This window comes from Candidatus Avelusimicrobium sp. (genome assembly GCF_051874775.1).
Classification (GTDB): domain Bacteria; phylum Elusimicrobiota; class Elusimicrobia; order Elusimicrobiales; family Elusimicrobiaceae; genus Avelusimicrobium.
The window spans coordinates 48,425-72,645 of sequence record NZ_JBJEGE010000008.1; the positions used below are offsets into that span (position 1 = coordinate 48,425).

General features: G+C 48.3%; 24 protein-coding genes. 16 read left to right on the forward strand and 8 right to left on the reverse strand.

Going from position 1 to position 24,221, the window contains the following annotated elements; translation table 11 throughout:
- The first annotated feature begins 5 nt into the window (after positions 1-5).
- The 3 genes from ACI351_RS01185 to pdxA all read left to right on the forward strand — a co-directional run bounded on the left by ACI351_RS01185 (position 6) and on the right by pdxA (position 3,021).
- Complete coding sequence (locus tag ACI351_RS01185; protein WP_439733430.1) at positions 6-836, forward strand: foldase protein PrsA; 831 nt, start codon at positions 6-8, stop codon at positions 834-836.
- On the forward strand, positions 829-2,007 hold the full coding sequence (locus ACI351_RS01190; RefSeq protein ID WP_439733431.1) for a peptidylprolyl isomerase: 1,179 nt from the start codon (positions 829-831) through the stop codon (positions 2,005-2,007). The genes ACI351_RS01185 and ACI351_RS01190 overlap by 8 nt, the downstream gene beginning before the upstream one ends.
- A gap of 81 nt (positions 2,008-2,088) precedes the next feature.
- Positions 2,089-3,021 carry a 4-hydroxythreonine-4-phosphate dehydrogenase PdxA gene (pdxA, locus tag ACI351_RS01195; protein WP_439733432.1) on the forward strand — a complete coding sequence of 311 codons (933 nt, stop codon included), beginning with the start codon at positions 2,089-2,091 and terminating at the stop codon, positions 3,019-3,021.
- Positions 3,022-3,062: 41 nt separating this feature from the next.
- Here the strand turns inward: pdxA and ACI351_RS01200 are convergent, their stop codons facing one another.
- Positions 3,063-3,524 (reverse strand): type IV pilin protein, encoded by a 462-nt coding sequence (locus ACI351_RS01200; RefSeq protein WP_439733433.1) that lies wholly within the window; start codon positions 3,522-3,524, stop codon positions 3,063-3,065.
- Between the two features lie 313 nt (positions 3,525-3,837).
- Between ACI351_RS01200 and ACI351_RS01205 the strand changes: the two genes are divergently transcribed.
- Genes ACI351_RS01205 through ACI351_RS01220 form a run of 4 tightly spaced genes read left to right on the forward strand, consistent with a single transcriptional unit; the run spans position 3,838 to position 7,757 of the window.
- The gene (locus ACI351_RS01205; protein ID WP_439733434.1) at positions 3,838-4,542 is read left to right on the forward strand and encodes a biotin--[acetyl-CoA-carboxylase] ligase; all 705 of its coding nucleotides are present in this window, start codon (positions 3,838-3,840) and stop codon (positions 4,540-4,542) included.
- The gene (locus ACI351_RS01210; protein ID WP_439733435.1) at positions 4,539-4,751 is read left to right on the forward strand and encodes an OadG family protein; all 213 of its coding nucleotides are present in this window, start codon (positions 4,539-4,541) and stop codon (positions 4,749-4,751) included. The genes ACI351_RS01205 and ACI351_RS01210 overlap by 4 nt, the downstream gene beginning before the upstream one ends.
- 21 nt (positions 4,752-4,772) lie before the next feature.
- A complete protein-coding gene (locus tag ACI351_RS01215; protein ID WP_439733436.1) occupies positions 4,773-6,578 on the forward strand; it encodes a biotin/lipoyl-containing protein in 1,806 nt (601 codons plus the stop codon).
- Between the two features lie 12 nt (positions 6,579-6,590).
- Entirely contained in the window at positions 6,591-7,757 is a 1,167-nt protein-coding gene (locus ACI351_RS01220) for a sodium ion-translocating decarboxylase subunit beta (protein ID WP_439733437.1), read from the forward strand.
- Positions 7,758-7,835: 78 nt separating this feature from the next.
- Here ACI351_RS01220 and ACI351_RS01225 read toward each other — a convergent pair whose 3' ends face one another.
- The 5 genes from ACI351_RS01225 to ACI351_RS01245 all read right to left on the reverse strand — a co-directional run bounded on the left by ACI351_RS01225 (position 7,836) and on the right by ACI351_RS01245 (position 13,011).
- Positions 7,836-9,809, reverse strand: coding sequence for an LTA synthase family protein (locus ACI351_RS01225; protein ID WP_439733438.1), 1,974 nt, complete (start codon positions 9,807-9,809; stop codon positions 7,836-7,838).
- A gap of 77 nt (positions 9,810-9,886) precedes the next feature.
- Positions 9,887-10,546, reverse strand: coding sequence for an endonuclease III (nth, locus tag ACI351_RS01230; protein WP_439733439.1), 660 nt, complete (start codon positions 10,544-10,546; stop codon positions 9,887-9,889).
- A complete protein-coding gene (locus ACI351_RS01235) occupies positions 10,536-11,354 on the reverse strand; it encodes a metal ABC transporter permease (RefSeq protein ID WP_439733440.1) in 819 nt (272 codons plus the stop codon). Before ACI351_RS01235 ends, nth begins: the two co-directional genes overlap by 11 nt.
- Positions 11,351-12,139 carry a metal ABC transporter ATP-binding protein gene (locus tag ACI351_RS01240; protein WP_439733441.1) on the reverse strand — a complete coding sequence of 263 codons (789 nt, stop codon included), beginning with the start codon at positions 12,137-12,139 and terminating at the stop codon, positions 11,351-11,353. Before ACI351_RS01240 ends, ACI351_RS01235 begins: the two co-directional genes overlap by 4 nt.
- Positions 12,127-13,011 (reverse strand): metal ABC transporter substrate-binding protein, encoded by an 885-nt coding sequence (locus ACI351_RS01245; protein WP_439733442.1) that lies wholly within the window; start codon positions 13,009-13,011, stop codon positions 12,127-12,129. The genes ACI351_RS01240 and ACI351_RS01245 overlap by 13 nt, the downstream gene beginning before the upstream one ends.
- 427 nt (positions 13,012-13,438) lie before the next feature.
- On the opposite strand from ACI351_RS01245, the gene ACI351_RS01250 reads away from it, so the two are divergent.
- A complete protein-coding gene (locus ACI351_RS01250; protein WP_439733443.1) occupies positions 13,439-14,341 on the forward strand; it encodes a DMT family transporter in 903 nt (300 codons plus the stop codon).
- A 30-nt stretch (positions 14,342-14,371) separates the two neighbouring features.
- Here ACI351_RS01250 and ACI351_RS01255 read toward each other — a convergent pair whose 3' ends face one another.
- Complete coding sequence (locus ACI351_RS01255) at positions 14,372-14,845, reverse strand: type IV pilin protein (RefSeq protein ID WP_439733444.1); 474 nt, start codon at positions 14,843-14,845, stop codon at positions 14,372-14,374.
- Between the two features lie 166 nt (positions 14,846-15,011).
- Here ACI351_RS01255 and ACI351_RS01260 point away from each other — a divergent pair, with 166 nt between their 5' ends.
- The 3 genes from ACI351_RS01260 to ACI351_RS01270 all read left to right on the forward strand — a co-directional run bounded on the left by ACI351_RS01260 (position 15,012) and on the right by ACI351_RS01270 (position 18,874).
- Positions 15,012-15,887, forward strand: a complete 876-nt coding sequence (locus tag ACI351_RS01260; protein ID WP_439733445.1) for a DUF4912 domain-containing protein — start codon at positions 15,012-15,014, stop codon at positions 15,885-15,887.
- Position 15,888: 1 nt separating this feature from the next.
- Positions 15,889-17,511, forward strand: a complete 1,623-nt coding sequence (locus ACI351_RS01265) for a glycoside hydrolase family 57 protein (RefSeq protein WP_439733446.1) — start codon at positions 15,889-15,891, stop codon at positions 17,509-17,511.
- A gap of 136 nt (positions 17,512-17,647) precedes the next feature.
- Positions 17,648-18,874: a hypothetical protein gene (locus ACI351_RS01270; protein ID WP_439733447.1), complete on the forward strand. Its 1,227-nt coding sequence runs from the start codon at positions 17,648-17,650 to the stop codon at positions 18,872-18,874.
- 78 nt (positions 18,875-18,952) lie between these two features.
- Here ACI351_RS01270 and ACI351_RS01275 read toward each other — a convergent pair whose 3' ends face one another.
- On the reverse strand, positions 18,953-19,426 hold the full coding sequence (locus ACI351_RS01275) for a GreA/GreB family elongation factor (protein WP_439733448.1): 474 nt from the start codon (positions 19,424-19,426) through the stop codon (positions 18,953-18,955).
- 92 nt (positions 19,427-19,518) lie between these two features.
- Here ACI351_RS01275 and ACI351_RS01280 point away from each other — a divergent pair, with 92 nt between their 5' ends.
- The 5 genes from ACI351_RS01280 to ACI351_RS01300 all read left to right on the forward strand — a co-directional run bounded on the left by ACI351_RS01280 (position 19,519) and on the right by ACI351_RS01300 (position 24,206).
- Positions 19,519-20,295 carry a S1C family serine protease gene (locus tag ACI351_RS01280; protein ID WP_439733449.1) on the forward strand — a complete coding sequence of 259 codons (777 nt, stop codon included), beginning with the start codon at positions 19,519-19,521 and terminating at the stop codon, positions 20,293-20,295.
- A gap of 79 nt (positions 20,296-20,374) precedes the next feature.
- Positions 20,375-22,282, forward strand: a complete 1,908-nt coding sequence (locus tag ACI351_RS01285) for a hypothetical protein (RefSeq protein ID WP_439733450.1) — start codon at positions 20,375-20,377, stop codon at positions 22,280-22,282.
- A gap of 154 nt (positions 22,283-22,436) precedes the next feature.
- The gene (locus ACI351_RS01290) at positions 22,437-22,991 is read left to right on the forward strand and encodes a hypothetical protein (RefSeq protein ID WP_439733451.1); all 555 of its coding nucleotides are present in this window, start codon (positions 22,437-22,439) and stop codon (positions 22,989-22,991) included.
- A 15-nt stretch (positions 22,992-23,006) separates the two neighbouring features.
- Positions 23,007-23,738, forward strand: coding sequence for a hypothetical protein (locus ACI351_RS01295; RefSeq protein ID WP_439733452.1), 732 nt, complete (start codon positions 23,007-23,009; stop codon positions 23,736-23,738).
- A gap of 9 nt (positions 23,739-23,747) precedes the next feature.
- On the forward strand, positions 23,748-24,206 hold the full coding sequence (locus ACI351_RS01300) for a HAMP domain-containing protein (RefSeq protein ID WP_439733453.1): 459 nt from the start codon (positions 23,748-23,750) through the stop codon (positions 24,204-24,206).
- The last annotated feature ends 15 nt before the right edge of the window (positions 24,207-24,221 follow it).

Genomic DNA, 24,221 nt, shown 5'->3' on the forward strand with positions numbered 1-24,221 from the left:
ATAGTATGAAAAAGGGTTTTATTTTCTGTTTACTCGTCTTGGCTATATGTGGATGCCAAAAACAAGCCGCAGAACAGACTACCGCGCCCGAAGTGGCCGCGCGCGTGGGAGACAATACCGTCACGCAAAACGATGTGGATGCGCGAATGTGGCTGCTATCGGAAGAGGACCGCAAATTCGCCCAAACCCCTATCGGACGGCGGAATTTGCTCAGTATTATCGCGCGGGAAAAACTGATTGCGCTCGCGGCGCAGGACGACAAAATAGACCAAAGCGACGTCTATCTTTCGCTGCTCGAGGACAAACGCCGCCAACTGAAAGAAATCTACGACGAATACGCAGCCCAAATGCTGGAACAGCTGTGGTACGACAAATTAAAAGAAAACGGCCAATTAGAAGTATCAGACGACGAAATCTCCGAATACTACAAAAAATATCCGTATGAAATGACCGTGCGCCAAATTATTTTAGACAACGCCCAAACCGCCGACCAAGTGCTGCGCACGCTAAAATCATCTCCTTCCCGCTGGAAGGAAATGGCCCGCCAGTACAGCGTAGCGCCGGAAATCATCCGCAGCAACAAATTCTCCTTTATGCCGGGGGAATTTATTCCCGAACTTGAAGTCATCGCTGCCACTTCCGCAAACGGCAGCGTACAGGGGTTTATCAAAACGCCGCAAGGATTTCATATAATAATGAAGACGGGTGAAAAACGCCTCTCGCGCAAAGAGGCCGAACCGCGCATCCGCGCCGTTTTAGAAAATAAAAAGTTAGACGATGTACTTGATTCGCTCCAAAATAAATACGAGGTTGTAATCTATGATAAAAATGAATAAATTAGCAATAACCGTTTTACTAGCCGCCGCGGGCGTTTGCGCCTATGCCGCCAAGATTGACTCTTCCGTTGCCACCGTTAACGGCCGCCCTGTATTGGCCTCAGAGTATGACAACTATCTCGAAGGCGTTGTGGAACAATATCAGGCCGCCGCACCGGAATTTTTGCAGCAGCCCTACGCCAAAGATATGTTGGGCAGAGAAGTGCTTAAAGAACTTATCTCCAAAGAATTGCTCTATCAAGCCGCCGAAGAAGAAAAAGTACAAGTAAAAGATTCCGAAACCGATGCCGGCGTCAATGAAATCAAAATGCGTTTTATTATCGATGAAGTTACCGGCAAAGAGGATCCCAAAGGCGCGGACAAACGCTTTAATGAGGCGCTTAAAAAACAAGGAATGACGCTGAAACGCTTTAAAGAAAAAATCAAAAAAGACGTGGCCGTACGCAAACTAATGGAAACAAAACTGAAAGAAACTGTCACTCCCGTGGAAGAGGCCGACGCCAAAGCCCTCTACGCCAATGTGGAAGCGGTAATGAAAAACAATACAAAAAAAATCAAAGCGCTTGAAAAAGAAGATCCGATGAAACTCAAAGAAGCGCAACTGATTGCCGCTAAACTTCACCAGCTGACTGCGGAACAAGTCCGTATCGGGCATATCTTTTTGGCCGCCCCAAAAGATATGAAACCCGAAGACGCCAAGAAAAAAGAAGAACTCGCCAACCAAATTAAAAAAGAAATTGACGGCGGGCTCGATTTTTCCGCCGCCGTTAAAAAATACACCGAGGACACAAATGCCCTCGCTTCTGGCGGAGATATGATTTTAATTAAAGGCGTCGCTCCGAAAGAAATCGACGCGCAGGCTTTTACGCTGTCCGTCGGTAAAGTAAGCAAACCCATTAAGAGCGAACTAGGCTACCACATCATTAAAATTAAAGAAAAACGGGCCGAAAAATCTATATCCTACGATGACATCTCCCGTGATTTGGCCCAATATCTTGCCCAACAGCGCGTACAGCTGGCTATGGCCCAGTACATTGAACAGCTGTACAATAAGGCCGATGTAAAAATTACAAAGACCTTTGAGTCCGACAAGCTGCTTGAAGAACAGGCCGCCGCCAAAGCGGATGCCGAAAAAACGGAACCGGACGCCGCGGACAAGACGAAAAAATAAAAGGATAAAACGAGGTTTGTTCATTAGCAAGGCTGAAAAAGCCAAGAGCCCGCTTTTCCTTTTTCGCATAACGGACGAATTATGAAACCCCTCGTATTTATATCAACCGGAGATCCCTTGGGGATCGGACCGGAAGTGACTGTTAAGGCGTTGCAAAACCCCCTCGTCCAACAAGCTTGCCAACCGGTCCTTTTGGGGGAGCCGTGTTCCCTGGTGCGCGCCGGATTTACCGACCGCTTAGCCAGACTTATCAGTATGGACGCGTGTGAGTGTTTGCAAGACGCCACCCCTGGCCCCACGCCTGTGGGAGGGTTGATTTCTTTCAAAGCGTTTGAACTGGCTTGCCGGCTGGCAAGCAAAACCGGCTGTTCGCTGGTTACCGCCCCCATCTCCAAACAAAGTTGGGCTTTGGCCAACATCCCTTATACCGGACATACCGAGTTTTTGCGCGAAAAAGCCGGCAAAAATGCCCTGATGATGTTTGTCAGCGGACGGCTGCGCTGTGCGCTGGTCACGGAACATTTTGCCCTTAAAGAGGTATCCTCTTTGCTCACCAAACCCCGCGTTTTGCACGCGGCAAGAGAATTTATCGGCGCGCTTGAAAAACTAAATATTCAAAATCCGCAGATTGCGGTCTGCGCGCTTAATCCGCACGCGGGCGATAATGGGAAATTCGGCTCGGAAGAACAGAATTGTTTGGCGCCCGTCGTAAAAATGTTAAACCGGAAAAAGGTTTGTGCGCACGGCCCGTTGCCGGCCGACAGCCTGTGGCTGGCCCATGCGCGCGGGCGGTATGACGGCGTGCTCTGTATGTACCACGACCAGGCGCTTATGCCGCTTAAAATTGCCGCCAAAGAGCCTATCGTGCACATAACGGCAGGGCTGAAATTTACGCGTACATCTCCTACGCACGGCACAGCTTTTGATATTGCAGGCAAAAACCAGGCGGACGAATCAAGTATGATTTCGGCAATTCTGTTTGCCGCAGAGCGCAGCAAACAGCAGCAGATATGAAGTAAAATTCACAAAAATCCCCAGCATACAACTGGGGATTTTTAAAATTCATAAGGAGAAGCCGTCTTTCCTGTAAGCATTTTACATAGGTTGCTTCCTTCAGTAGTATCCGGTATGCAAGCTAATTTTAAACTGTTTTTAGGATAAGCAATTGAATACGGTTTTCTATTATGACGGCAGACAGCCAGATACAAAAAAGAATAAGAACTTTTGCCAGAATCAATAGCCCTGCACGAAAAATTTTTAGTATTTTTAGAAGGAGTACCCTCAAATATCGCAGACTCGCCCTGAATGCTAAAATCTAATTCATTTAAATCATCCGCATAACGCCCGTTAGCCATATAATACGCCTCTTGGGCTTGGAAAATAGCGCGGCTGAGTATAACACCTTCCGCTGCACGGCTTTTCTCCACCGCTTTTTGATACTGCGGCAACGCCACAGCCGACAAAATACCGATAATTAGAACGACTACCAACAATTCTATAAGCGTAAAACCTTTCATTTCGTTTTCTCCATTACAAAAGCTATCACGAGTCGCTTCTGCCCGGAATCTACCAATTTTAACGAAATAAACCCCAATTGGGATATCCCACACAGAAATCCTGCGGAATAACCCTATCGTATCAAAAAAAAAAAACGGGTCAAGGCCCAGAGCCCGGGCTCCCTAGTTATCCGTCTGGTAAGGATCTGCCCTCCTCTAATTAGTTTAGACTGCGCTGTTTTAGATATACGGCAAACAAACGAGCCTGCAACTCTGAAAAAATTCAAAAATTCATCTTAACCCTTTTATCCCTTTATTTTGTTACAATAAAGATATGCAGCCGCCTATTCATTTTGAGGAGCTGGACTCCACCAACACCTACCTGAAAAACAACCGCGCTTTATTGCCGCCCGGCACCGCTGTATACACCGACAGGCAAACCGCCGGACGCGGACGTTTTAACCGCAAGTGGGTATCACAGGAAGGCGGCCTCTATTTTTCCATTTTACTCAAACCCAAAGATACCCGTTTTCTAGCCAACCTTACGCAGCTGATGGCCGTTTCCGTCTGCCGTGCACTAGAAGAACTGGGCGCGGATCCAAAAATCAAATGGCCTAATGACGTACAAATAAACGCGCAGAAAATCTGCGGAATTTTAAGCGAAGCCGTTACCGACAAAGACCGCGTAGAAGCCGTGGTGATAGGCGTGGGAATAAACGTGGCACAAGAAGGACTTAATAAAATCGACCAACCCGCCACCTCACTTAAAGAACTGGGTATCAATACTACTAAAGAACGCGTGTTGGACCTTGTATTGGAAGCTTTTTGGCAAGGTTATCCCTCCTTAACGGAAAACGGATTTAAAACTGTCCGCGCGGACTTTTTAAAACGCTTTGCCGCGCTTGGCAAAGAAGTAACCGTCAAAAACGGCGAAAAAACGATTTCCGGCACGGCGCAGGATGTATCTGCTAAAGGAACGCTTATCCTGCGCACCGCTTCCGGCACAGAAGAAATCTATATAGGAGACTTGATTGTATGATTGCAGACAACTTACTGATGCAGTCCGTCAACATTACCGTAATCGGGATGACAATCGTGTTTACGTTTCTGCTGATATTGGTATGCATTGTATTTATACTGGGGATACTAAACCGGTGGGCGGAAAAATATTTTCCGCAGGAAACAGAGGCAGACGGCGCCGCGTTGGCCGTGGCGATTGCCGCCGCTAAAAGATTTCAAGGCAGATAATTTATTTAAGGGAATAACATTATGAAAAAAATTAACTTTATGCTGACTGCGTTCCGCGACGGCTTTCAGTCCGTCTACGGTGCGCGCGTACTTACCAAAGATTTTATGCCGGCGGTGGAAGCCGCGCGGCACGCCGGAATCACCCATATGGAATTTGGCGGCGGTGCGCGTTTTCAGGCGCTTTTCTTTTATTGCAACGAAAATGCGTTTGATATGATGGACACTTTCCGCAAAACCGCAGGGCCGGACGCCAACTTGCAGACGCTCGCCCGCGGCGTAAATGTGGTGGGATTGGAAAGCCAGTCCTCGGACGTTATCAAAGCCCACGCCCAGCTGTTTAAAAAACACGGCACCACCACCATCCGCAACTTTGACGCGCTTAACGACGTCAATAACCTCATTTACTCCGGTCAGTGTATTCACGACGCGGGCCTAAAACACGAAGTCTGCGTGACAATGATGTCCTTGGCCCCGGGTTGGGATTCCACCGGCAAAATCCATACCGAAGAATTTTATGAAAAAGTCCTACGCGACATTTTAAAATCCGGCGTTCCGTTCGACTCCGTCTGCTTCAAAGACGCCTCCGGCACCTCTACGCCGCATACCGTAGGCAAAACGATTGCTATGGCACGCCGCGTATTGCCCGAAGGCACCAAAATCGTTTTCCACACACACGAAACGGCGGGCAACGCCATCGCCTGCTGCTTGGAAGCCATTAAAGCGGGTGCGGACTCGCTTGATTTGTCTATGCAGCCTACCTCCGGCGGCACCTGTCAGCCCGATATTTTAACAATGTGGCACGCCTTGCGCGGAACCGAATACACCTTGGATATTGACCCCAAGAAAATTCAGGAAGCTGAAAACGTGTTCCAAGATTGTATGAGCAAGTACTTCCTTCCGCCCGAGGCCACCGCTGTCAACCCGATTATTCCGTTCTCCCCTCTCCCTGGCGGCGCGCTGACGGCAAATACCCAAATGATGCGCGATAACGGCACCTTTAACAAATTCCCCGAAGTAGTAAAAGCGATGGGCGAATGCGTTAAACTTGGCGGTTTCGGTACGTCCGTTACGCCCGTTTCCCAGTTTTATTTCCAACAGGCGTACAGCAACGTAATGTCCGGCCCATGGAAAAAAATTACCCCCGGTTACGGCAAAATGGTGTTGGGTTATTTTGGCAAAACACCGGTGGAACCTGATCCGGAAGTGGTAAAAATCGCCAGCGAACAGCTAGGGTTGGAACCCACTACAAAAACACCGCTTGAACTCAACGACGCAGACCCGAAAAAAGGCCTTAAAGTAGCCGAAGCAAAATTGAAAGAAGCAGGTCTGCCGGTAACGGATGAAAATACTTTCATCGTGGCCACCTGCGCCGACAAAGGGATTTTGTTTCTAAAAGGCGAAGCCAAAGTAAACGGAATCCGCTGGGCAGCCGACCTGAAGAAAACCGAATGTGCAAAAGCGGCCAACGGCCCCGTCAAAGTAACCGTGGACGGCAAAACGTATGAAGTATCGTTTGAAAACGACAATACCGCCGTCGTCAACGGTAAACGCTATACCGTGGGAACTGCCGCAAGCGAAGCCAAAGCCGCCGCGCCGGCTCCTGCCGCTAACGGCGCGGGCGCGACAGTAGCCTCTCCTATGCCAGGTGCCGTATTGCGCCTAAGCGTAAAAGAAGGCGACCGCGTAAACGAAGGACAGGAAATCGTCGTACTGGAAGCGATGAAGATGGAAACTCCCGTTTCCGCGCCCGCGTCCGGCGTGATTCACTTCCTTGTCAAACAAGGCGATCAAGTGCAAACGGGTCATACGCTTGCGGAAATCAAATAGGAGTTTTTGATTATGGAAATCTTAGATTCTTTAACAAGAGTGGCTCAATCCACCGCGCTATACACGATTACGTGGCAGCAGCTGGTGATGATGGCTGTGTGCTGCTTCCTGTTGTGGCTGGGCATCAAAAAGCAGTTTGAACCGCTTTTGCTGGTGCCGATTGCGTTTGGCGGCCTGTTAGCCAATATCCCTATGCCCCCGGGCGAAGCGATTGCCGGCCCTGCGGGTTTTTTGGGCATTGTGTTTAACTTTGGTATCAATACCGGCCTCTTCCCGCTGTTTATCTTTATGGCTGTTGGCGCAATGACGGATTTCGGTCCGCTGATTGCCAACCCCAAAATGGCCCTTTTGGGAGGCGCGGCGCAGTTTGGTATCTTCGCCACGCTCATCGGTGCGATTGGACTTTCGTACATCCACTTTGGGGACGTACAGCCTTTTGCGTTCGGCTTAAAAGAGGCTGCCTCAATCGGTATTATCGGCGGAGCGGACGGCCCGACCTCCATTTATTTAACGTCACGTCTGGCGCCCGATTTGCTGGGAGCCATCGCCGTGGCGGCATATTCGTATATGGCCTTGGTACCGATTATCCAACCGCCTATTATGAAGTTCCTAACCACGGATGCGGAACGCAAAATCCGAATGACGCAGGCGCGCCCCGTTTCCAAACGCGAGAAAATTCTGTTCCCGATTGTGATTCTTCTGCTCTGTGCGCTGCTATTGCCGTCCGCCGCGCCCTTAATCGGCGCGCTGACATTTGGCAACTTAATTAAAGAATCCGGTGTAGCGGAACGCTTGTCCAAAACCCTTCAAAATGAGTTTTGCAACATCGTTACCATTTTACTTGGCTTGTCCGTAGGATCCAAATTGCAGGCCGATCACTTTTTGGTAACGGAAACGCTGGGTATTTTGGTGCTCGGTATTATTGCGTTCTCTATCGCTACGGCTTCCGGCGTACTGCTCGCTAAGCTGATGAATGTATTCAGCAAAACGAAGATCAATCCGCTTATCGGATCGGCAGGAGTGTCGGCAGTACCGATGGCTGCGCGCGTGTCCAATAAAGTAGGGTTGGAATACGATAAACAGAACTATCTGCTGATGCACGCAATGGGCCCGAACGTAGCCGGTGTCATCGGCAGTGCGGTGGCGGCGGGCGTACTGCTTTCACTGCTTGGCAAATAAGTTTTAGCAAAGTAAAAAACCCCGCCCAAACGAGCGGGGTTTTTTGATCGGAGGGCAAATCGGTGCCAAGCCGAAAGATTAGTCCTTTTCGGCGGACGGCAGCGCCCATTGGTTGGCGTGCAAGAGAGACGTAACACTTTTATCAATCGCCAACGCTTGATGCGTTAAACGGCGTTTCAACGCCTCGTCCGCCGCTGAGGAAGATTCCACCAGACGCGCCCTATCGTGACGGACAAACCCCTCCTGCATAATAAAAGCAATGTTTGTTCCCTCTGTAATAAACGCAAAATGAGGAGCGGACGCATCCAACGCGTCGTTTCCTATAGCAGAAAAAGAATTATTTAATCCCAGCAGATGAAATAAAGTGGGAATTAAATCCAGCTGCGACACGGGATAATCCACTTCCCGCGCCTTCAGAACGCCTTTGCCTTCCGGCGCATAAATCACAAACGGAATACGGAATTTGGTATACAGTTCATCATCCTGTTGTGCAAGACTGATGGTATGGTCCGACATAAACACAAACACTGTATCCTTCAGCCAGCCTTCTTGCCGTGCTTTTTCCAACAGCGTACCAATGGCATAATCCGCATAAGCAAGCGTATTTAAATATTTATTCTCATCGGATGTTCGGGGATACTTATCAAACGCGGATGTAGTAGACGCAAACGGTGTATGAGTGGTGCCCGTAAATGTAAAAATAAAGAACGGTTTACCCTGTTTGGCAACGGCAGATGCTTTATCGGCAGCAAAACTTAACAAATCATAATCCCAGCCAAAGCCTTGGGGAGCGGTATAATCCATTAAACGGGGAAAATCCTCCATTCCGTAGCTTTCTTCAAAACCAAAGATATGAGTAGCCATACTGCACATCTGATACGAGCTTCGTTTTGAACTTTGCATAAATGCCGTATAATACCCTTTTTGCCGCAGCAGACGCGCCAAATACGTAACATTATTCAATTCTAATCCGTCCGAAAATTGAGTCAGCCCCGATACAAGGGGAATTCCCGCAAAAGTGGAGGTCAATCCGAAAATGCTCCGCACGCCCACGGCAAAAGCCTGCGTAAACCGCACGCCGCCGGAAGCTATCCTGTCAAAATTAGGGGTTACCCCGTATTTGCGGCCATTGAGATTGAAAGAATCTATATACTTGGGCGTCCAACTCTCCAGTAAAACGATAAATACATTTTTCACGGCAGCGGGCCTTGGATTTTTAATTTTGCGGGACAGCGGATAACTATCGTTTGTCCACTTTTCGTTGGAAGAAGAAAGGATCTCCCGTGCCGTTTGCCACGCTTCTTCTTCCGGCATTGGGTTTGACGTAACGGACTGCGTCTTACGAGTAGAATGATAAAGTGAAAATACGCCGTTCATCATTAATACCGCTTGTGGCCCGCTGGTGGAAAAAAGATTTAAAGAACGAATAGAGAGCGGCTTGCCGCGCCCCAAATGGCCGCGTATACCCAAAAACAAAAGTCCCGCCGCAAGAACGCATACAGTTCCTGTTTTCCACCAAGAGGAAGCGGCGGGGCGAAACGAACGGGAAATCCAACGCATCCCCGCCCAAAGCAGAGCGAAAAACGACAAAACCAACCCTAAAAGAGCAGGCCAATACTGCAAAAAAATAACACGCAGCAGAAACACGATTTCGTTGCGAACAGTAAGCACTTCTTCGGCAAGGTGGCGTTTTGCCTCCGGAAAATAAATAAAATCGCCCGTCAATATTCCGGCTGTCAGTACAAATAAGATACACCACAGCACATAAACGGTTTTAATGTATTTAGGCGACTTTATGGGCAGCAGTAACACCAACACAAGCGGAGCGCAAAAGAACGAAACAATGGACAAATCAAAACGAATACCTTGTATAAACCCGCGCCAAACCTCTGCCGCTGTCAAAGCAGCAAAAACGGGATGATAAAAATAATAAACAGCATACCGCGCCGCCGAAAAAACGATTAAAAACAGCACAAACCACGCCAGAATCAACTTCAACTTAAAATGTAAATCCTGCCAGCATTTTAATCCAATATTACGAATGGCGCACATTTACGGCCTCCCTTAACGCCGCGATTCTTTCAGTTTCCCTTTTGCTGCTTATGCAAACAACACCCTCTGTTTGTAAGTTAGGCAGAAACTTTTACACCCAAGTGCGGACAAAGATCCGCTAATTTACATTTTAAACACGCTGGCTTGCGCGCATTACACACCTGCCGTCCGTGCAAAATAAGCGCAATGGCAATCCAACCCCAGTATTCATACGGAATAATTTTCGTCAAATCTTTCTCCACTTTCACGGGATCGGTCTGTTTAGTAAGCCCCAAGCGAAATGATAACCGTTTCACGTGCGTATCCACCACAATGCCGGCGGGTTTCTTAAAATAATCGCCCAACATCACGTTAGCCGTCTTGCGCGCCACGCCGCGAAGCGACAATAAATCCTCCATACACTGCGGTACCTCTCCGCCGAACACCTCGCACAGGCGCTTGGAAGATTCAATTAAAGATAACGCCTTGGAATGATAAAATCCGGCGGAGTGAATAATTTTTTCCACCTCTTTTATATCGGCATACGCCAAGTCCTTTACGGTGGGATATTTTTTAAACAGATGCGGCGTAATGGTATTCACGCGCGCGTCCGTGCATTGAGCGGACAAAATCACGGCGCACAACAGCTGCCAAGCATTCTTGTGATGAAGCGGAATAACGTGTTCCGGATACAATTTTTTAAGTTGTTTAACGACATCCAACGCGTGCGTTTGCAGCGTAGTCTTTTTAACGGGCATCCATCCCCCCCAGTTTGGAGTAGAGATAACTGCCGGCCAGAAAAATCAAATTGACCAGAATAATCGCCGCTCCGGACGGAATATTAAATACAAACGACAAATATACCCCTGTCCAAACGCTCCCCACCCCAAAACACGCAGCCAGCCACAGCACCTGCCTAAACGTACGTGATACTAAAAGCGCGCTGACGGGTGGAATTATGATAAGCGCAGAAATCAAAAAAATTCCTACCACTTTAAATGCTAATACCACCGCAACGGAGGTTACCATAACAAGCACCGTATTAACCGCTCCGGCACGTATACCGCGCGTGCGGGCAAAAGGCTCGTCAAAACAGGTGGACGTTAAATCGCGGTAAAAATAAATAAGGCCGAACAGAACGGCGGCCAGCAAAAGACCGCACAACACGGCTTCGGATGAGGTAACCGTCAAAATACTGCCAAATAAAAAGCCGAGTAAATCGGTATTAAAACCACCTGCAAAAGCGGTAATCATGAGGCCCACGGAAAGCCCCGCCGCGCTGACAATGCCGATAGCCGCATCGCCATAGATTTTAAACTTTTGCGCCAGCTTCATAATACCCAAAGAGGAAGCCATCACTACCGGCACCGACACATACACCGGATTGGCAGACGTCAGTAACGCCAGGGCAACACCGCTTAAACATACGTGGCTCATTCCGTCTCCAATTAGGGACAAGCGTTTAAGCACCAAAAACACCCCCAGTAGCGCACACGATGCCGCCGCAAAACTGCCGGCAATAAGACCGCGCTGCACAAACCCATAACTTAAAAATTCCCCAATCACTTGTGTTCCTCCCCGCACGAACAACCCAGCGGACAATGCCCGTGGTTGTGTAAATGGTCAATGGTATGTTGGGCAAACGCGCCCAGTTTCTGGGCCACTTTATCGGACTTACAAAATTCCTCTTTCGTACCAAAAAACACAAGTGTTTTGTCCACGTACATAAATTTGGAAATATATTTGCCCACCTCACCCGTATCGTGCGTAATGAGCAAAATGGTCACGCCACGTTTATTGTTTAACTCGCCCAAGAGGTCAAAAAACATTTCACGGGACGAAGCGTCAAGCGCAGTGGACGGTTCATCCAAAATCAGAAGTTCCGGTTTGCTGACGATAGCACGCGCTAATAAAACGCGCTGTTGCTGTCCGACGGATAAATCGTGAAAGATCCGCCCCGCATATTCACGCGTGCGCGTTTGGCGCATTGCTTCGTGCACTTCCTTCAGCTCCGTGCGCAACACATCAGCCCCGCGTCGTGACGGCAGTCCCATCAGCACCACTTCTTCGGCCGAAATCGGGAACCGGCTCTGCGATACGGGGCTTTTCTGCGCTAAATAACCGATTTTTTGCCAATCTTTAAACCGCGCGAGCGGCGTACCGAACAACTCAATTTTTCCCTCTCCGCGCTCAAGCCCTAACAATAATTTTAACAGCGTTGTTTTTCCGCCTCCGTTAGGACCGATAATCCCCACATAATCGCCGGACGTTATCTTGAAAGAAACGCCTTCTAAAACGGGCGTACGCGTATACGCAAAACGCAAATTGTCCGCGCAGATTATGCTTTGCATTCAAGCCCCCTTTTCAAACTTTCCAAATTCCGGCGCATCAGTTCCGTATACGTTACGCCGCGGTCAAAATCCTCTTTGCTGACGTGCTCCACCGTATAAAGCGGCAAAATTTGCGCGCCCGTTTCTTCCGCCACCGCAGCGGATAAACGCGGAGAAAGCGTTTCTTCGGCAAAAATGGTTTTTACGTTTTTTTGGCGGATAAACTTAACCAGATCCGCCAACTTGCGCGCGGAATGTTCCCCGTCGTGAGAAGCCCCTGCTAACGCGAAAAGCGAAAGGTGATATCTCTGTGCCAGATTTTGAAACGCCAAATGCCCTATATGTACCACTTCTCTTGATCGGCAATCCGCAAGCGCGCGTTGATAATCAGTGTCCAATGCGGCAAGTTCCGCTTGAAAAGCGTCTAAATTCTGCTGGTAAAATGCCTTGTTTTGCGGATCTTTCTGCGACAATGCCCCCGCTAACGCAGCGGCGATTTTTCCGGCATTATCAAAATCCATCCAAACGTGTGGATCCTCCGACGGTACGGCAAACGCCGCCGACTCCACCGCAAGCGTTTCCGCTCCCGCAGCGGACAGCACATCTTTCGCCCACGGTTCAATGCGGGGCGACACATACACAAACACATCCGCACGGCGCACGGCTACCATATCCCCGGGGGCAGGCTCAAAAGAATGAGGTTCGGCATTGGCCGGAAGCAGCATAGAAAGAGAAATTTTATCTCCGCCGATTTCTCTGGCAAGCGTATACGGCACATAGCCCGAAACTACTACGGACGTTTTATCCGCACGCGCCGTATTCGGGCGCGAGAATCCCCAATACAAAAGCCCCAGCGCAATTAAAACAACCAAAAGAAAAAATGTTTTTTTCATGCGTTTCTCCTTAATATATATTATACGAATTCACGGCCGCACGCGTACGGCCGGTTACTGGCGCCGGTATTAGACCCCAAAAGAAAAAAATACAGGATGACAACAAAAAAATCGGTAGATTCCCAACTACAACCCCGGGAATGACAGCAATAAAATAATGCCGTGCAGATTAGAATAACATTACATAGCTTCGGCTGGTTTTTCAGATTTGAGCTAAATTTGCGTTGCCAGTTGCCCGAGGAAGTACTGCCAGGTACGCTGAGTGGCAAGGGAACGCAAAGTTAGCCAAATGTGGAAAATGGTTGCCCGTAAAAGCAACAAGGGATAAGAAATATCTCTTTCTTATCCCTTGTGCGCAAATCGCCAGTTAACATCAGCCGTCCGTTGTTATTTACTATAATATTTTAAAGGAGAACTATTTTAACTTATGGGATATATCCTCGCCGTCTGCCTGGCCCTCTGCTGGGGTACCGCCCCGCTGGCCACCAAATACATTGTATCCGCCCTGCCCCCAGTATGGGGAACGTTCTTTCGCGTTTTTGCGGGGCTTATATTTTTTGCCGTTTTATACGCGGCACAGCGTAAAAGTTTATATTTGCCGCTGCGCCGCGCGTGGAAACCCGCGCTGTTGGGATTTACCCTTATTTTGTTCCCGTTTGCAGCCTTGTCGTGGGGACAGCGTTTTGTGGCGCCTACCGTGGGAGGTATTTTTTACGGCACCGTACCGATTTGGTCATTTATTGCGGCCGGCATTTTTTTAAAAGGAGAGGACCGCTTTACCCTAAGAAGAACCATCGGCGTACTGTTTGGCCTTATCGGTATGTGGACGGTAATGTGGCCGATGGTGTCAGCCGGAGCTGCTTCGCTGGAAGGCAACCCGAACGCCGTCTACGGCTGTGCGGCGTTTATTTTGATGACGTGGTCTTTGGGGATGGGCGGCGTGCTCATTAAAAAAATTATGGTGGACGAACACACCATTACGCCGCAAGCCAATACGTTTTACCAATACTTTTTTTCCGCCGTAATTTTGCTGATTTCGGCGTTTATGTTTGAACAAGTTCCGGCGGCCTCCGCCTTCAGCACAAAAGTAACGCTGGCTATTCTGGCAGCGGGCGTATTGTCATCCGCGGTAGCTTTCTTATTAATGGTGGCTTTAGTCCGGCGCTGGGGCGCCACGCGTATGGCCGCAGTGGCGTATTTTTCCCCCGTGGTGGCAATGGGAGGAGATTTTATCGTCTACGGACGAATTCCGTCCGGCGCGGAAGCGTGCGGGCTGCTGCTTATTTTTATAGGGCTTTTTTTAATTCAAAAGAAAGTGGACGCAAAGTAGAAAAAACCTCGGGAAAATTCCCGAGGTTTTTTAATTGAGTGAAAACGCTTTATAATTCCCGGTCATCAGCGAATAATCTTCCGGAATTTCGCTCGTTCCCAGGGACTGGCAAACGGACATTGCTTTTTCATCCGACGCCTGCGCGACGCACAAATACCTTCCGGCATAGGACGTATTCGTGTTCAAGTCGCGCAAAAAGAAACGGTAGTGCAAGGTGCTGTTATCCCGTTTGACACGGATATTTTCCGTCGTAAAATCCAAATCAAACGTCCAGCCTTTTATTTGGGGCTGCGTTTCGCCCAACTCATCCCAGTCATCTGTATACCGCCCGTTAGATAAAAGGAACAATTCCTCCGCTTCCACTAAATGTTTCCCCAGAATAAACGCTTGCGTGGCGCGGGATTTTTCCACCGCCGTTTCGTATTGCGGCACCGCCACCGCCGCCAAAATGCCGATAATCAAAACGACGACCAATAATTCAATCAGCGTAAAACCTGTTTTCATACTGCTCCCGAACAGCTTGTTAAGGATATTTACACTTATACTACTTTTCGGACTGGAAAATCAATCCGTTTCCCCCCTTTTCAATTTTTAAATGCTACAATATAATTGGGTTAAAGGATTTAAAAAAGGACATTACAAATTAAACAGGGGAGGGGAGAATAATATTATGACGCAAAATTTATCTTCATCTGCATTAGTACGTCCGCAAGTAAAAGACGCCAATGCGGAAGCAGACATTCCGTCAGGATACGGAAAAACGGAAAGCTTTTTGCTTCCTAAAGATCCGGCTTGGCTGTTCCTGTTTTGGGAAATCACCCAAAGCACGCTGGATTGCGTAAAAAGCCAATACGGCCAAGAAACGCTTGAAAAAGCGCGTACGGTCATCCGCCTGCACGACGTAACAGGCGTGGAATTTTTTGACGGCACGAACTCCGTACGCTTCTACGATATGCCGGTTATTTTTGAAGCCCGCAGCTGGTACATCAACGCCCCCGAATCGGGCCGCACTTATTTGGCCGATTTGGGATACCTGACCGAGGACGGACGTTTTATTTTAATTACCCGCAGCAACATTACCTCCGTGCCGTCCGGCCGTATTTCCAATGTGGTGGACGACAAATGGATGATTGTGGAAGGCGATTTCCAGAAACTCCTGCAGCTCTCCGGCGCAGACTACATTGGTCTGGGCTCCAGCGAACGGATGCAGGTACTCGGCGAACGCTGGAAACTGACGGAACTGACCAATTCCGGCGCGCCCAGCTCGTGGAGCTCTTTCAAACTCCACTTGGACAGCGTTAAAACCGAAGAGGACGAGGACATCTGGCTCAAGGCCGACTGCGAAATCATCATCTACGGTTCCGCCTCCAAAAACGCCATTGTTACCATCAACGGGCAGGAAATTGAACTTAAAGAGGGCAAATTTTCCATCCGCCAGCATTTACCCGCCGGCAGCGTGGTGGACTTGCCCATCAAAGCGCGCAACGCCAAAGGCGACAAGACGCGCCAAGTAACCATTAAAGCTCTGCGCGAGCAAGGAAAGTAATATGGGAGAAGAAAAGGGATATCTCGCGCTTGTTCTGCACGCGCATTTGCCGTTTATCAAACATCCGGAATATCCGGACTTTTTGGAAGAGGACTGGTTCTACGAAGCGATGGTGGAAACGTATATTCCGCTGTTAAACGTATTCGAAAACCTGACCGAAGAAGGCACCGATTTCCGCCTGACGATGACCCTCACGCCGCCGCTGTGCAATATGATGGAGGATCCGCTTCTTATCGAACGCTTCCGCCATTATTTAAACCAACGCGTGGAATTGTCGCAAAAAGAGCTCAACCGCACGCAGGGCACCGAGTTTGAAGGCGTGGCGCGGATGTACTTTAACAAATTCCGCCGCTATCAGGATCTGTTCGAACACCGCTACCACGGGCACGTGCTGCAGGGATTTAAAAAATTCCAAGATATGGGCAAACTGGAAATCATCACCTGCTGCGCCACCCACGGCTACCTGCCGCTAATGGTACATAAAGAAAGCGTCAACGCGCAAATCAAAATCGCCGCCAACGACTACCGCAGCCGCTTCGGCCGCAGCCCGCGCGGCATCTGGCTGGCCGAATGCGCCTACAACCCGGGTGATGACAAATTCCTGCGCGACGAAGGGATCCGCTTCTTTTTTACCGAATCGCACGGCATTTTACACGGCACCCCGCGGCCGAAATACGGCATCTATGCCCCCGTGTACTGCCCGCAGACGGGCGTAGCCGCTTTTGCGCGTGATATGGAATCGGCCCAGCAGGTATGGAGCGCCGAAGCCGGCTACCCGGGCGACGCCCGCTACCGCGAATTTTACCGCGACCTGGGGTACGACCTCGACTACGATTATATCAAACCCTACCTTCACTCCGACGGCGTACGCCGCAATATCGGGATGAAATACCATAAAATTACCGGCAAAGTGGCGTTAAACCAAAAGCAAGCATACGATCCGTACGCCGCGCGCGAGGTAGCCGCCCAGCACGCTGGCAACTTTATGTTCAACCGCCAGAAACAGATTGAATATTTAAGCACGGTAATCGACCGCAAGCCGCTTGTCGTGTCTATGTACGACGCGGAACTATACGGCCACTGGTGGTACGAGGGGATTGATTTCCTGGAATATCTGTTCAAAAAAATTTATTACGACCAAAAAGATATCAAACTCATTACCCCGAGCGAATACTTGGAAATGTACCCTGAAAACCAAGCGGTACAGCCGTCTATGTCCTCGTGGGGAGACAAAGGATACCACGACGTGTGGCTCAACTCCGGCAACGACTGGATTTACAGACACCTCATTAAATCGGCCGAACGGATGATGGAACTGGCCAATAAATTTCCCAATGCGGACGGGCTTCTGCGCCGTGCACTCAACCAGTTGGCACGTGAACTGGTGCTGATGCAGTCCTCCGACTGGGCCTTCTTGATGACCACCGGAACAGCCAAGGAATACTCCACCAAACGCACCAAGGATCACGTCAAACGCTTTAACGAGCTTTACGAACAAATCCAAGGCAACCGCATTAACGAAGGGTACGTCTATGACTTGGAACAAAAAGATTCCATCTTCCAACAAATAGACTACAACGTATACTCGTCTGCAGCTAAAGAAGCCGTATTGAAGAAATACTAATTTTCTTCTTAAACCAACGGGCCCCAAAAGGGCCCGTTTTTTTGTTCTCCCCCACCCTGCGAAAGCTAAAAGACCTATGCGCGCACTAGGCCCAAAGGCCCTGTTACCAAACAAAATCTTTTTCTATACTTTTTATATGAAAAGACCAATTTTGCTATTATCTACCATCTTGCTGACGCTGCCTGCCTATGCACAAATAAAAGGGCTATCAAGAGTAGCGAGAATATCATCTACAGTTACCGAACGGGTATCCCAACAGGTATCCCGCAATCTCTCTGCCGCTTCGCGCAACGCCTATGTATTGACACTGGGACTTTCCAATTCCCCCACCAAACATATTTTAAACCAACGTTTCCAGTTCCAACGCGAATACGCCCGCGCCGTTGACTTATACCAAAGCTTGCAGAGCCCAAGTGCTCTCCCCAAAAACCTGCGGGACAAAATACAGGAAGACATCATCAATAATACACTGAGAACGTCCCTCTTAGACAATTTGGACAAGGGCTTCGTTTCCGGTATGACCCGGGATTTGGAAGAATACTTTAATCTTACGTCTCAAATGCCGGTCTTTTCCACCAGCGCCGCCCCTGGTGAATCGTTTGCTCTCTCGGCACGGAGCTACTTAATGCGCCATCCGCATAAACCTTCCTGGCCGCTGCGCGAAGTGATTAAATTTGGCGGAATGCGCACCATTAGCTCAGAACTATCTAGGGACGGCCGCTCTCCGCAACAGGCAGCTCTTACACACAACCTCAATGAGGACGAAGCTAAACAACTGTTCGCACTGTACGAACGAGCAAATATATTCAACGCCGAAATCAAAGAATTTATCGCCAAAGGCACCCCCACCCCACAGGAATATGAAGACGTGCTGGTTACGCTGCGGCAAATGAGTGATTTGTACAAAGAATTACTGGTTTTTGCCGAAAACAGCATTTCTGTAAGAACCACCGTTGAAATTTACAACAACTTATTAGCGGATATGGAGGCATTCGTTGCCGAATACCACCGCGCGCCGACGTGGCAAAACCCGCTAGAACGGCCGTTGTACAATTTATTTGAACCATTGGTGTTTAACAACCAAGTCAACATGTTTGAAGAAATGGTCCCCATTATGACACGACTCTACGAACTGACGGAAATGTATCCGGTAAAAAGATTGACAGAACAAGAAACATTAGCAGGCATACAAAAGTTTAGGGAAAAACACGGATTTTTCCCCCGATCCGTCAAAACCCGGGATTTCTTTGACATCCGCAAAGACGAACCTATGCTGTTTGAAGCTATATCCTACTGGAAACAGAACAGCAATAAATTCGCCGGAGAGCTCAACCAGTTGATGTTCCCTGCCGAAGAAAATTGATTTCCGCCGTTCTTTTAAACTCAAATTTGCAAAAAAATCCACGGCATTTAAACCGTGGATTTTTTATATTCAAAGCATTTATTTATATTCCAACTTAACCAACTTATATGTTTTGGGTCCGCGCGGCAGCCGGGCTTCAAACGTATCGCCTTCTTTCTTGCCCAGCACGCCATTGGCCAGCGGAGACTGAACGGACAAAAGTCCTTTTTCCGGATTGGCTTCCATAGAACCTACTAGCGTATAAGTAAACTCAAGGCCCGAGTCCACATCTTGGAACGTAACGGTAGCGCCAATACGCGCTTCGCTTTTATCCACCGTTAAATCGTCGGTAATTTGGGCGTTTCTAAGACGAGATTCCAGCTCCTGAATACGAATCAGCGTTTCGGCCTGTTTTTCTTTGGCAGCGTGATATTCGGCGTTTTCTTTCAAATCACCTTGTGCGGCGGCTTCTCCGATTTCATTGGAAAGCTGGGCTTTTAATTCTTTTAAATCTTTCAGCTCATTAACAAGAGCTTCGTATTTTTTACGGCTGACATAAAAAGCTTCTGGCATATTGCAACTCCTTATCTTTAATTTTAGTGTACAATTTATGTACCTTTATTTCAATGTTTCCACCCGAAAAAAAATTATTATATAATCAGTAAATGAAGAATCTTTTTTCCGCGCTTCTCATTTTATTGTGTTGTCTGGCCGCCCAAGCGGAAAACGACCATGTCCGCATTGCACGCGACAACGCCCCCGCCGTGGTGGCCGTAAATACCGTCCGCAAGGACGGATCCACTTTTACCGGTACGGGCTTTGTGCTGACACCCGACGGACTGATTGCTACCAGCCGCCATGTGTCAGACGATACACTTTATATCAATATCACCTTCAACAATGGGATTATCTCCAGTGAAGCCGTTACCGTTTTAAGCGCGGGAGATGTGGATTTGTCCTTACTTAAAATACAGGCGCTAAACCTGCCTACTGTCCGGCTGGCTGATTCTGACGAAGTGCAAACCGGTCAATCGATTACCGTCATCGGTAATCCGCGCCGCCTGCAAAATACCGTAACGTCCGGAATAATCAGCCAAGTACGAAAAAAATCAAACGGCGTCATCTGGCATCAAATTAGCGCGCCCATTTCCCCCAGCTCCAGCGGCAGCCCCGTGTTTAATGCAGACGGAGAAGTTATTTCTATTGTTTTCGCCAGTTATTCGGGTGATAACAACCAAAACCTAAATTTTGCCATACCCTCCAAATACTTAGCCAAACTGGTGCAGCGGGCGGGCTATTCCCTGCCCCAAAAAGATGCTCCCCCCCAAACAGAACAACCCTCTAAAACTGATAACGCGTTTATAGCCCACATCAAAAAAGCGTGGGCCATTTTAAAACGGCTGCTCCGCGGGAATGAGTCCCAAGGTCCCACAGAGAAATAGGTCTTATTTCCCTTGAAAAAATCTCCACAAACGAGTAGACTATGCCTAGATAGATCCTTAAGCCTTTCACGGAGTATTTATGAAAAAAGCTGCTAAAATTATTTTACCCATTTGTATCTGTGCGTTATGTTTATTTTTATTACTACCGTTTTTAGAGACACAAGCGCCCTCAACAACGCATCCAACCACCGATAAAGTCGAACCGCAGATTTTTACGTCTAACCCGCTGACCGAAATCATCGGTCGGATTGCGTGGTTCTTTAACGTGCGCGAAAAAGCAAAATCTGCCCGAAACGCACAAGGACAAACCTTGACGGATAAACAAGCCGCCGAAATGTTTGGGGAACCGCAAAATGATACACTTTACGCCGCCGCCAACGGTACTGCAGCAGGTGCCTCTTTGCAGGACGCCGCTGCCTACAGCAATGCCTATCTTCAAAATGACGATGGAGAATGGGTACTCATCCACCAAAAAGTACCGCAGGGAGCTTCACGCGGTATGCACGAAATTAATGTTCGGGATAACGCCTATGACCGCCTCATCACTCAGGAACGCCATGCCCGTTTTACGCCTGTTATGCGTCTTCCTGCCGTCAAAGGAGAAGTGCCCGATTCCCGTATGGCACGCATATTTAACCCAATAAAGCGTTTCTTCGGTTTTGGCGAGGATCCTTCTTCCTTCGATGCATTTCCAGATGAGCAAGGTCCCTTTTATGTCAGCCAACTTGCTTCTTCTGGAATGAACAAAAATAAAGAAAAAAGATCCACACTGCCCTCCATTCACCCCATAGACTGGGAAGGATTTAGAAATAACCCCTTTGCCTCGATGGCAGCAGGCGGAAAAGAAGCCACCAAAGCTTTGGCTGATATGATTTTTCCCAACTCAGCTTTACAGGAAGTTGCGGAAATGCTGGCAAATATTAAATTTCCCAATGCGGAAAACGATCCGCAAGTACAACAAGAAAAAGAAAATTTCAAATTACAATGGCTGCAAGAAAAATATCAAGAGGTTAATGCACAATCCGCCGAAATTTTGAAGGAACAAGCAGTCAATCGGGAAAATACGTTGGGAGACATCTTAAAAGACTCCTGCCCCAGCGAAGTTCCTTCCGTAAAAAAAACCAGCTGTTCCATCACCGACGGAGAAAACCAGCCCCAAAACCAACAGGAAATGGAGGAAATCAAGAACCTGAATAAACGGATATTCTACGAAAAAACCAATTTGAATCTTCCGCCCGCCGGAATTACCGTCGTGCTGCACAAAACGGACTTGCCGCTTCCGACACTAGAAGACATCCAATCCTCTTATGAAGGGAAAGATGTTCCGCTTGAGAAGCAACAGGCTATGGCACTATTCGATTATATGCAGAGGCAATGCCCCGACTGCTACTGGGTAGCCACGGGGAAAGGCCCAGCACAGGAACTACAGCAAACGGTGGAAGCCACCGGGCTCTTGATGAAAGGCGACCCGTTGAACCGCCACCAACAGTACATTGACGGATTCCTCGAAGAAATAAAACAAACCGGGGTAAATGAAGAAACATTAAACGAGTTAAAAACACATTTGGAACAAAATCCGACCCCTTATACGGCCTATACAAAAGCGGAATTACAGCAGCTCCACGCACAGATATTAAGATTGATGATAGACAACTCTATGCCGGAAGAAGCGGCCGTACCTTTCTTTGTACAAGCCAGCAGTGCTTACGACTATTATAACGAAACCGGACAACGACACCCTATGTTTTATGGAAACGGCAGTGCCACAAAAGAAGGCACCTTACAAACCCGTTCCGAAGCGCTGACCAACGAAATGGCGGTTTATGTTAACTCGTGGAAGCCAATTCTCCGAGAAGTTAAACAGGCAGCTGCCCGAGAAGGTGTTACGGATTTAGCAGGTCCCCAACTACAAAAAGTGCTGCAAGATTATCTTCAAAGAAAAAAAGATTTTGACGCCAACAATGACTTGGGAAAAACCCAAAAATAAGTTTTTGCGCACATTCCGCAGGGCCCTTTTTTACGGGCCCTGTTTTTTTGCATTGCAAACCAGTTTCTTTTCTTTCCAAAAACGGGTATAATCTGTATAGGAGTTTCTATATGCGCATAAACGCGCCAAACCTGAAAAACAAGGAGCAAAGTTTATGAAAAAACTGCTCGGCCTGCTGTTAATTTCTTCTTTCGTTTTACTGGCGGGATGCCATTTAAAAAAACAATCCCCCTATAACCGTACCGATGATAAACAAGACTACGAACGCTTGCTTAACACTCACGTGTTTGCCGCGTGTTTAAACATTGGCAAACCCTACGCCACTTATTCGCTGGCCGATCTCAATAAACGTCCATCAAGTAATCATCCGTATTATAAAGTTACGTTCGTCAACGGTCCATGCAAAGGCCAAACACTGTGGACCAAAGACGTTTTGGTAAAAACTGCTCCTGTAGGGGCGGAGTATCTGCCCAAAGGCACCGTACTGCTGCGCAATTACTGGAACCCCAAAGAACCCTATAACCAAGAAAAAGTAGATTCTTGGCACATCGGCATCGTGGCAGATTCCTCCCGCGCCGACAAAGGCATCGTAGATTTGGAATTCCCGCGCGACAGTCACGATTTTATGCCCGCACGCGAAGGGGTTTACTTGCACAATGTACGTTATATTACCAAACCGGAAATAAAAGACATACGCACGTTTCTGTAATTTTAAGGAGCGATTATGAGATTAAAAAATTTTGCCATTTTATTCACTTGTCTGACGCTGACGACCGCCGCGTTTGCGGATCAAGGCGATCCTATCAGTCTGGAAACCACGCTCATCGACATCCCCACCGCCGAAACGCTGGACCGTTACCAAGCTTCTTTCCTTACCCGTGCGTATGACCACGGAACGGTTATGGAAAGCATTGATTTCGGTGTATTCCCGCGAATTAACTTAGGCGTTTCCGTAGCTGTACACGAACTTTTAGGCTCGTCCTCTTCCGTACGCGTATTGAATCCGGATTTCCAAGCCAAGTGGAAAATTTACGACGGCAGTCTCTATCTGCCCGCCATTGCCATCGGCTATGACGGCCGCCGCTACGGTTACGGCTACGACCAGAAACGTAACTATACCAAAACTAAAGATTATCTCGATGACCGCAAAGGCGGATACGTTACCTTCTCACGCGAAATTATCGTCCCCGGATTAAATGCAAATGCGGGGGTAAATCTGTCCGATTTTGATTTTGACGATTTGTATATGTTTACCGGTCTTTTCTACCATATAGCCGAACAAGCATCCCTAATAGCGGAATGGGATAACATCCGCAATATTCGCGATTCGCGTTTAAATTTGGGTGTGCGTTTTTATCTGCATCCGTCTTTGGCACTTGACGGAGCCGTGCGCCGCATCGGCCGCGGGGACGAAAGCGAACGCGTGTTGCAAATCCGGTACGTAACCAATTTCTAAGGCGCTCCTATGAACCAAACCAATCCACAGCCCCAACCCCAATTTAAACGCCGCACCATTTTCATCAAAAAAAATCAACAGCTGCGCTATATGCTGATGATTATCTTAAGTGTATTGTCCGGCTTGGCGATTATGACACTTGAACTTACTGCCACGCTTAACGATTTGTTCGATACCTACCCCGTCCTCGTCCAACCCATCTACGATCAGTTTATCCCCATCGCCGCCGGTTTCTTCTACAAAATAGCGATCTACGTGTTGTTTGTGGTGCTCATTTCGGCTATTTTATCGCATAAAATGGCCGGTCCGGTCTACCATTTCGAACGCGTATGCAAAGCCATCGCCAAAGGAGACTATTCCCAGCGCGTACACTTGCGCAAGGGTGACCAGCTGACAGATTTGCAAGAAGAATTTAATAAAATGATGGACCGCATTGAAGCGGAAATAAATAAAAATAAACCGTCTTAAACGGTAAACGGGGGT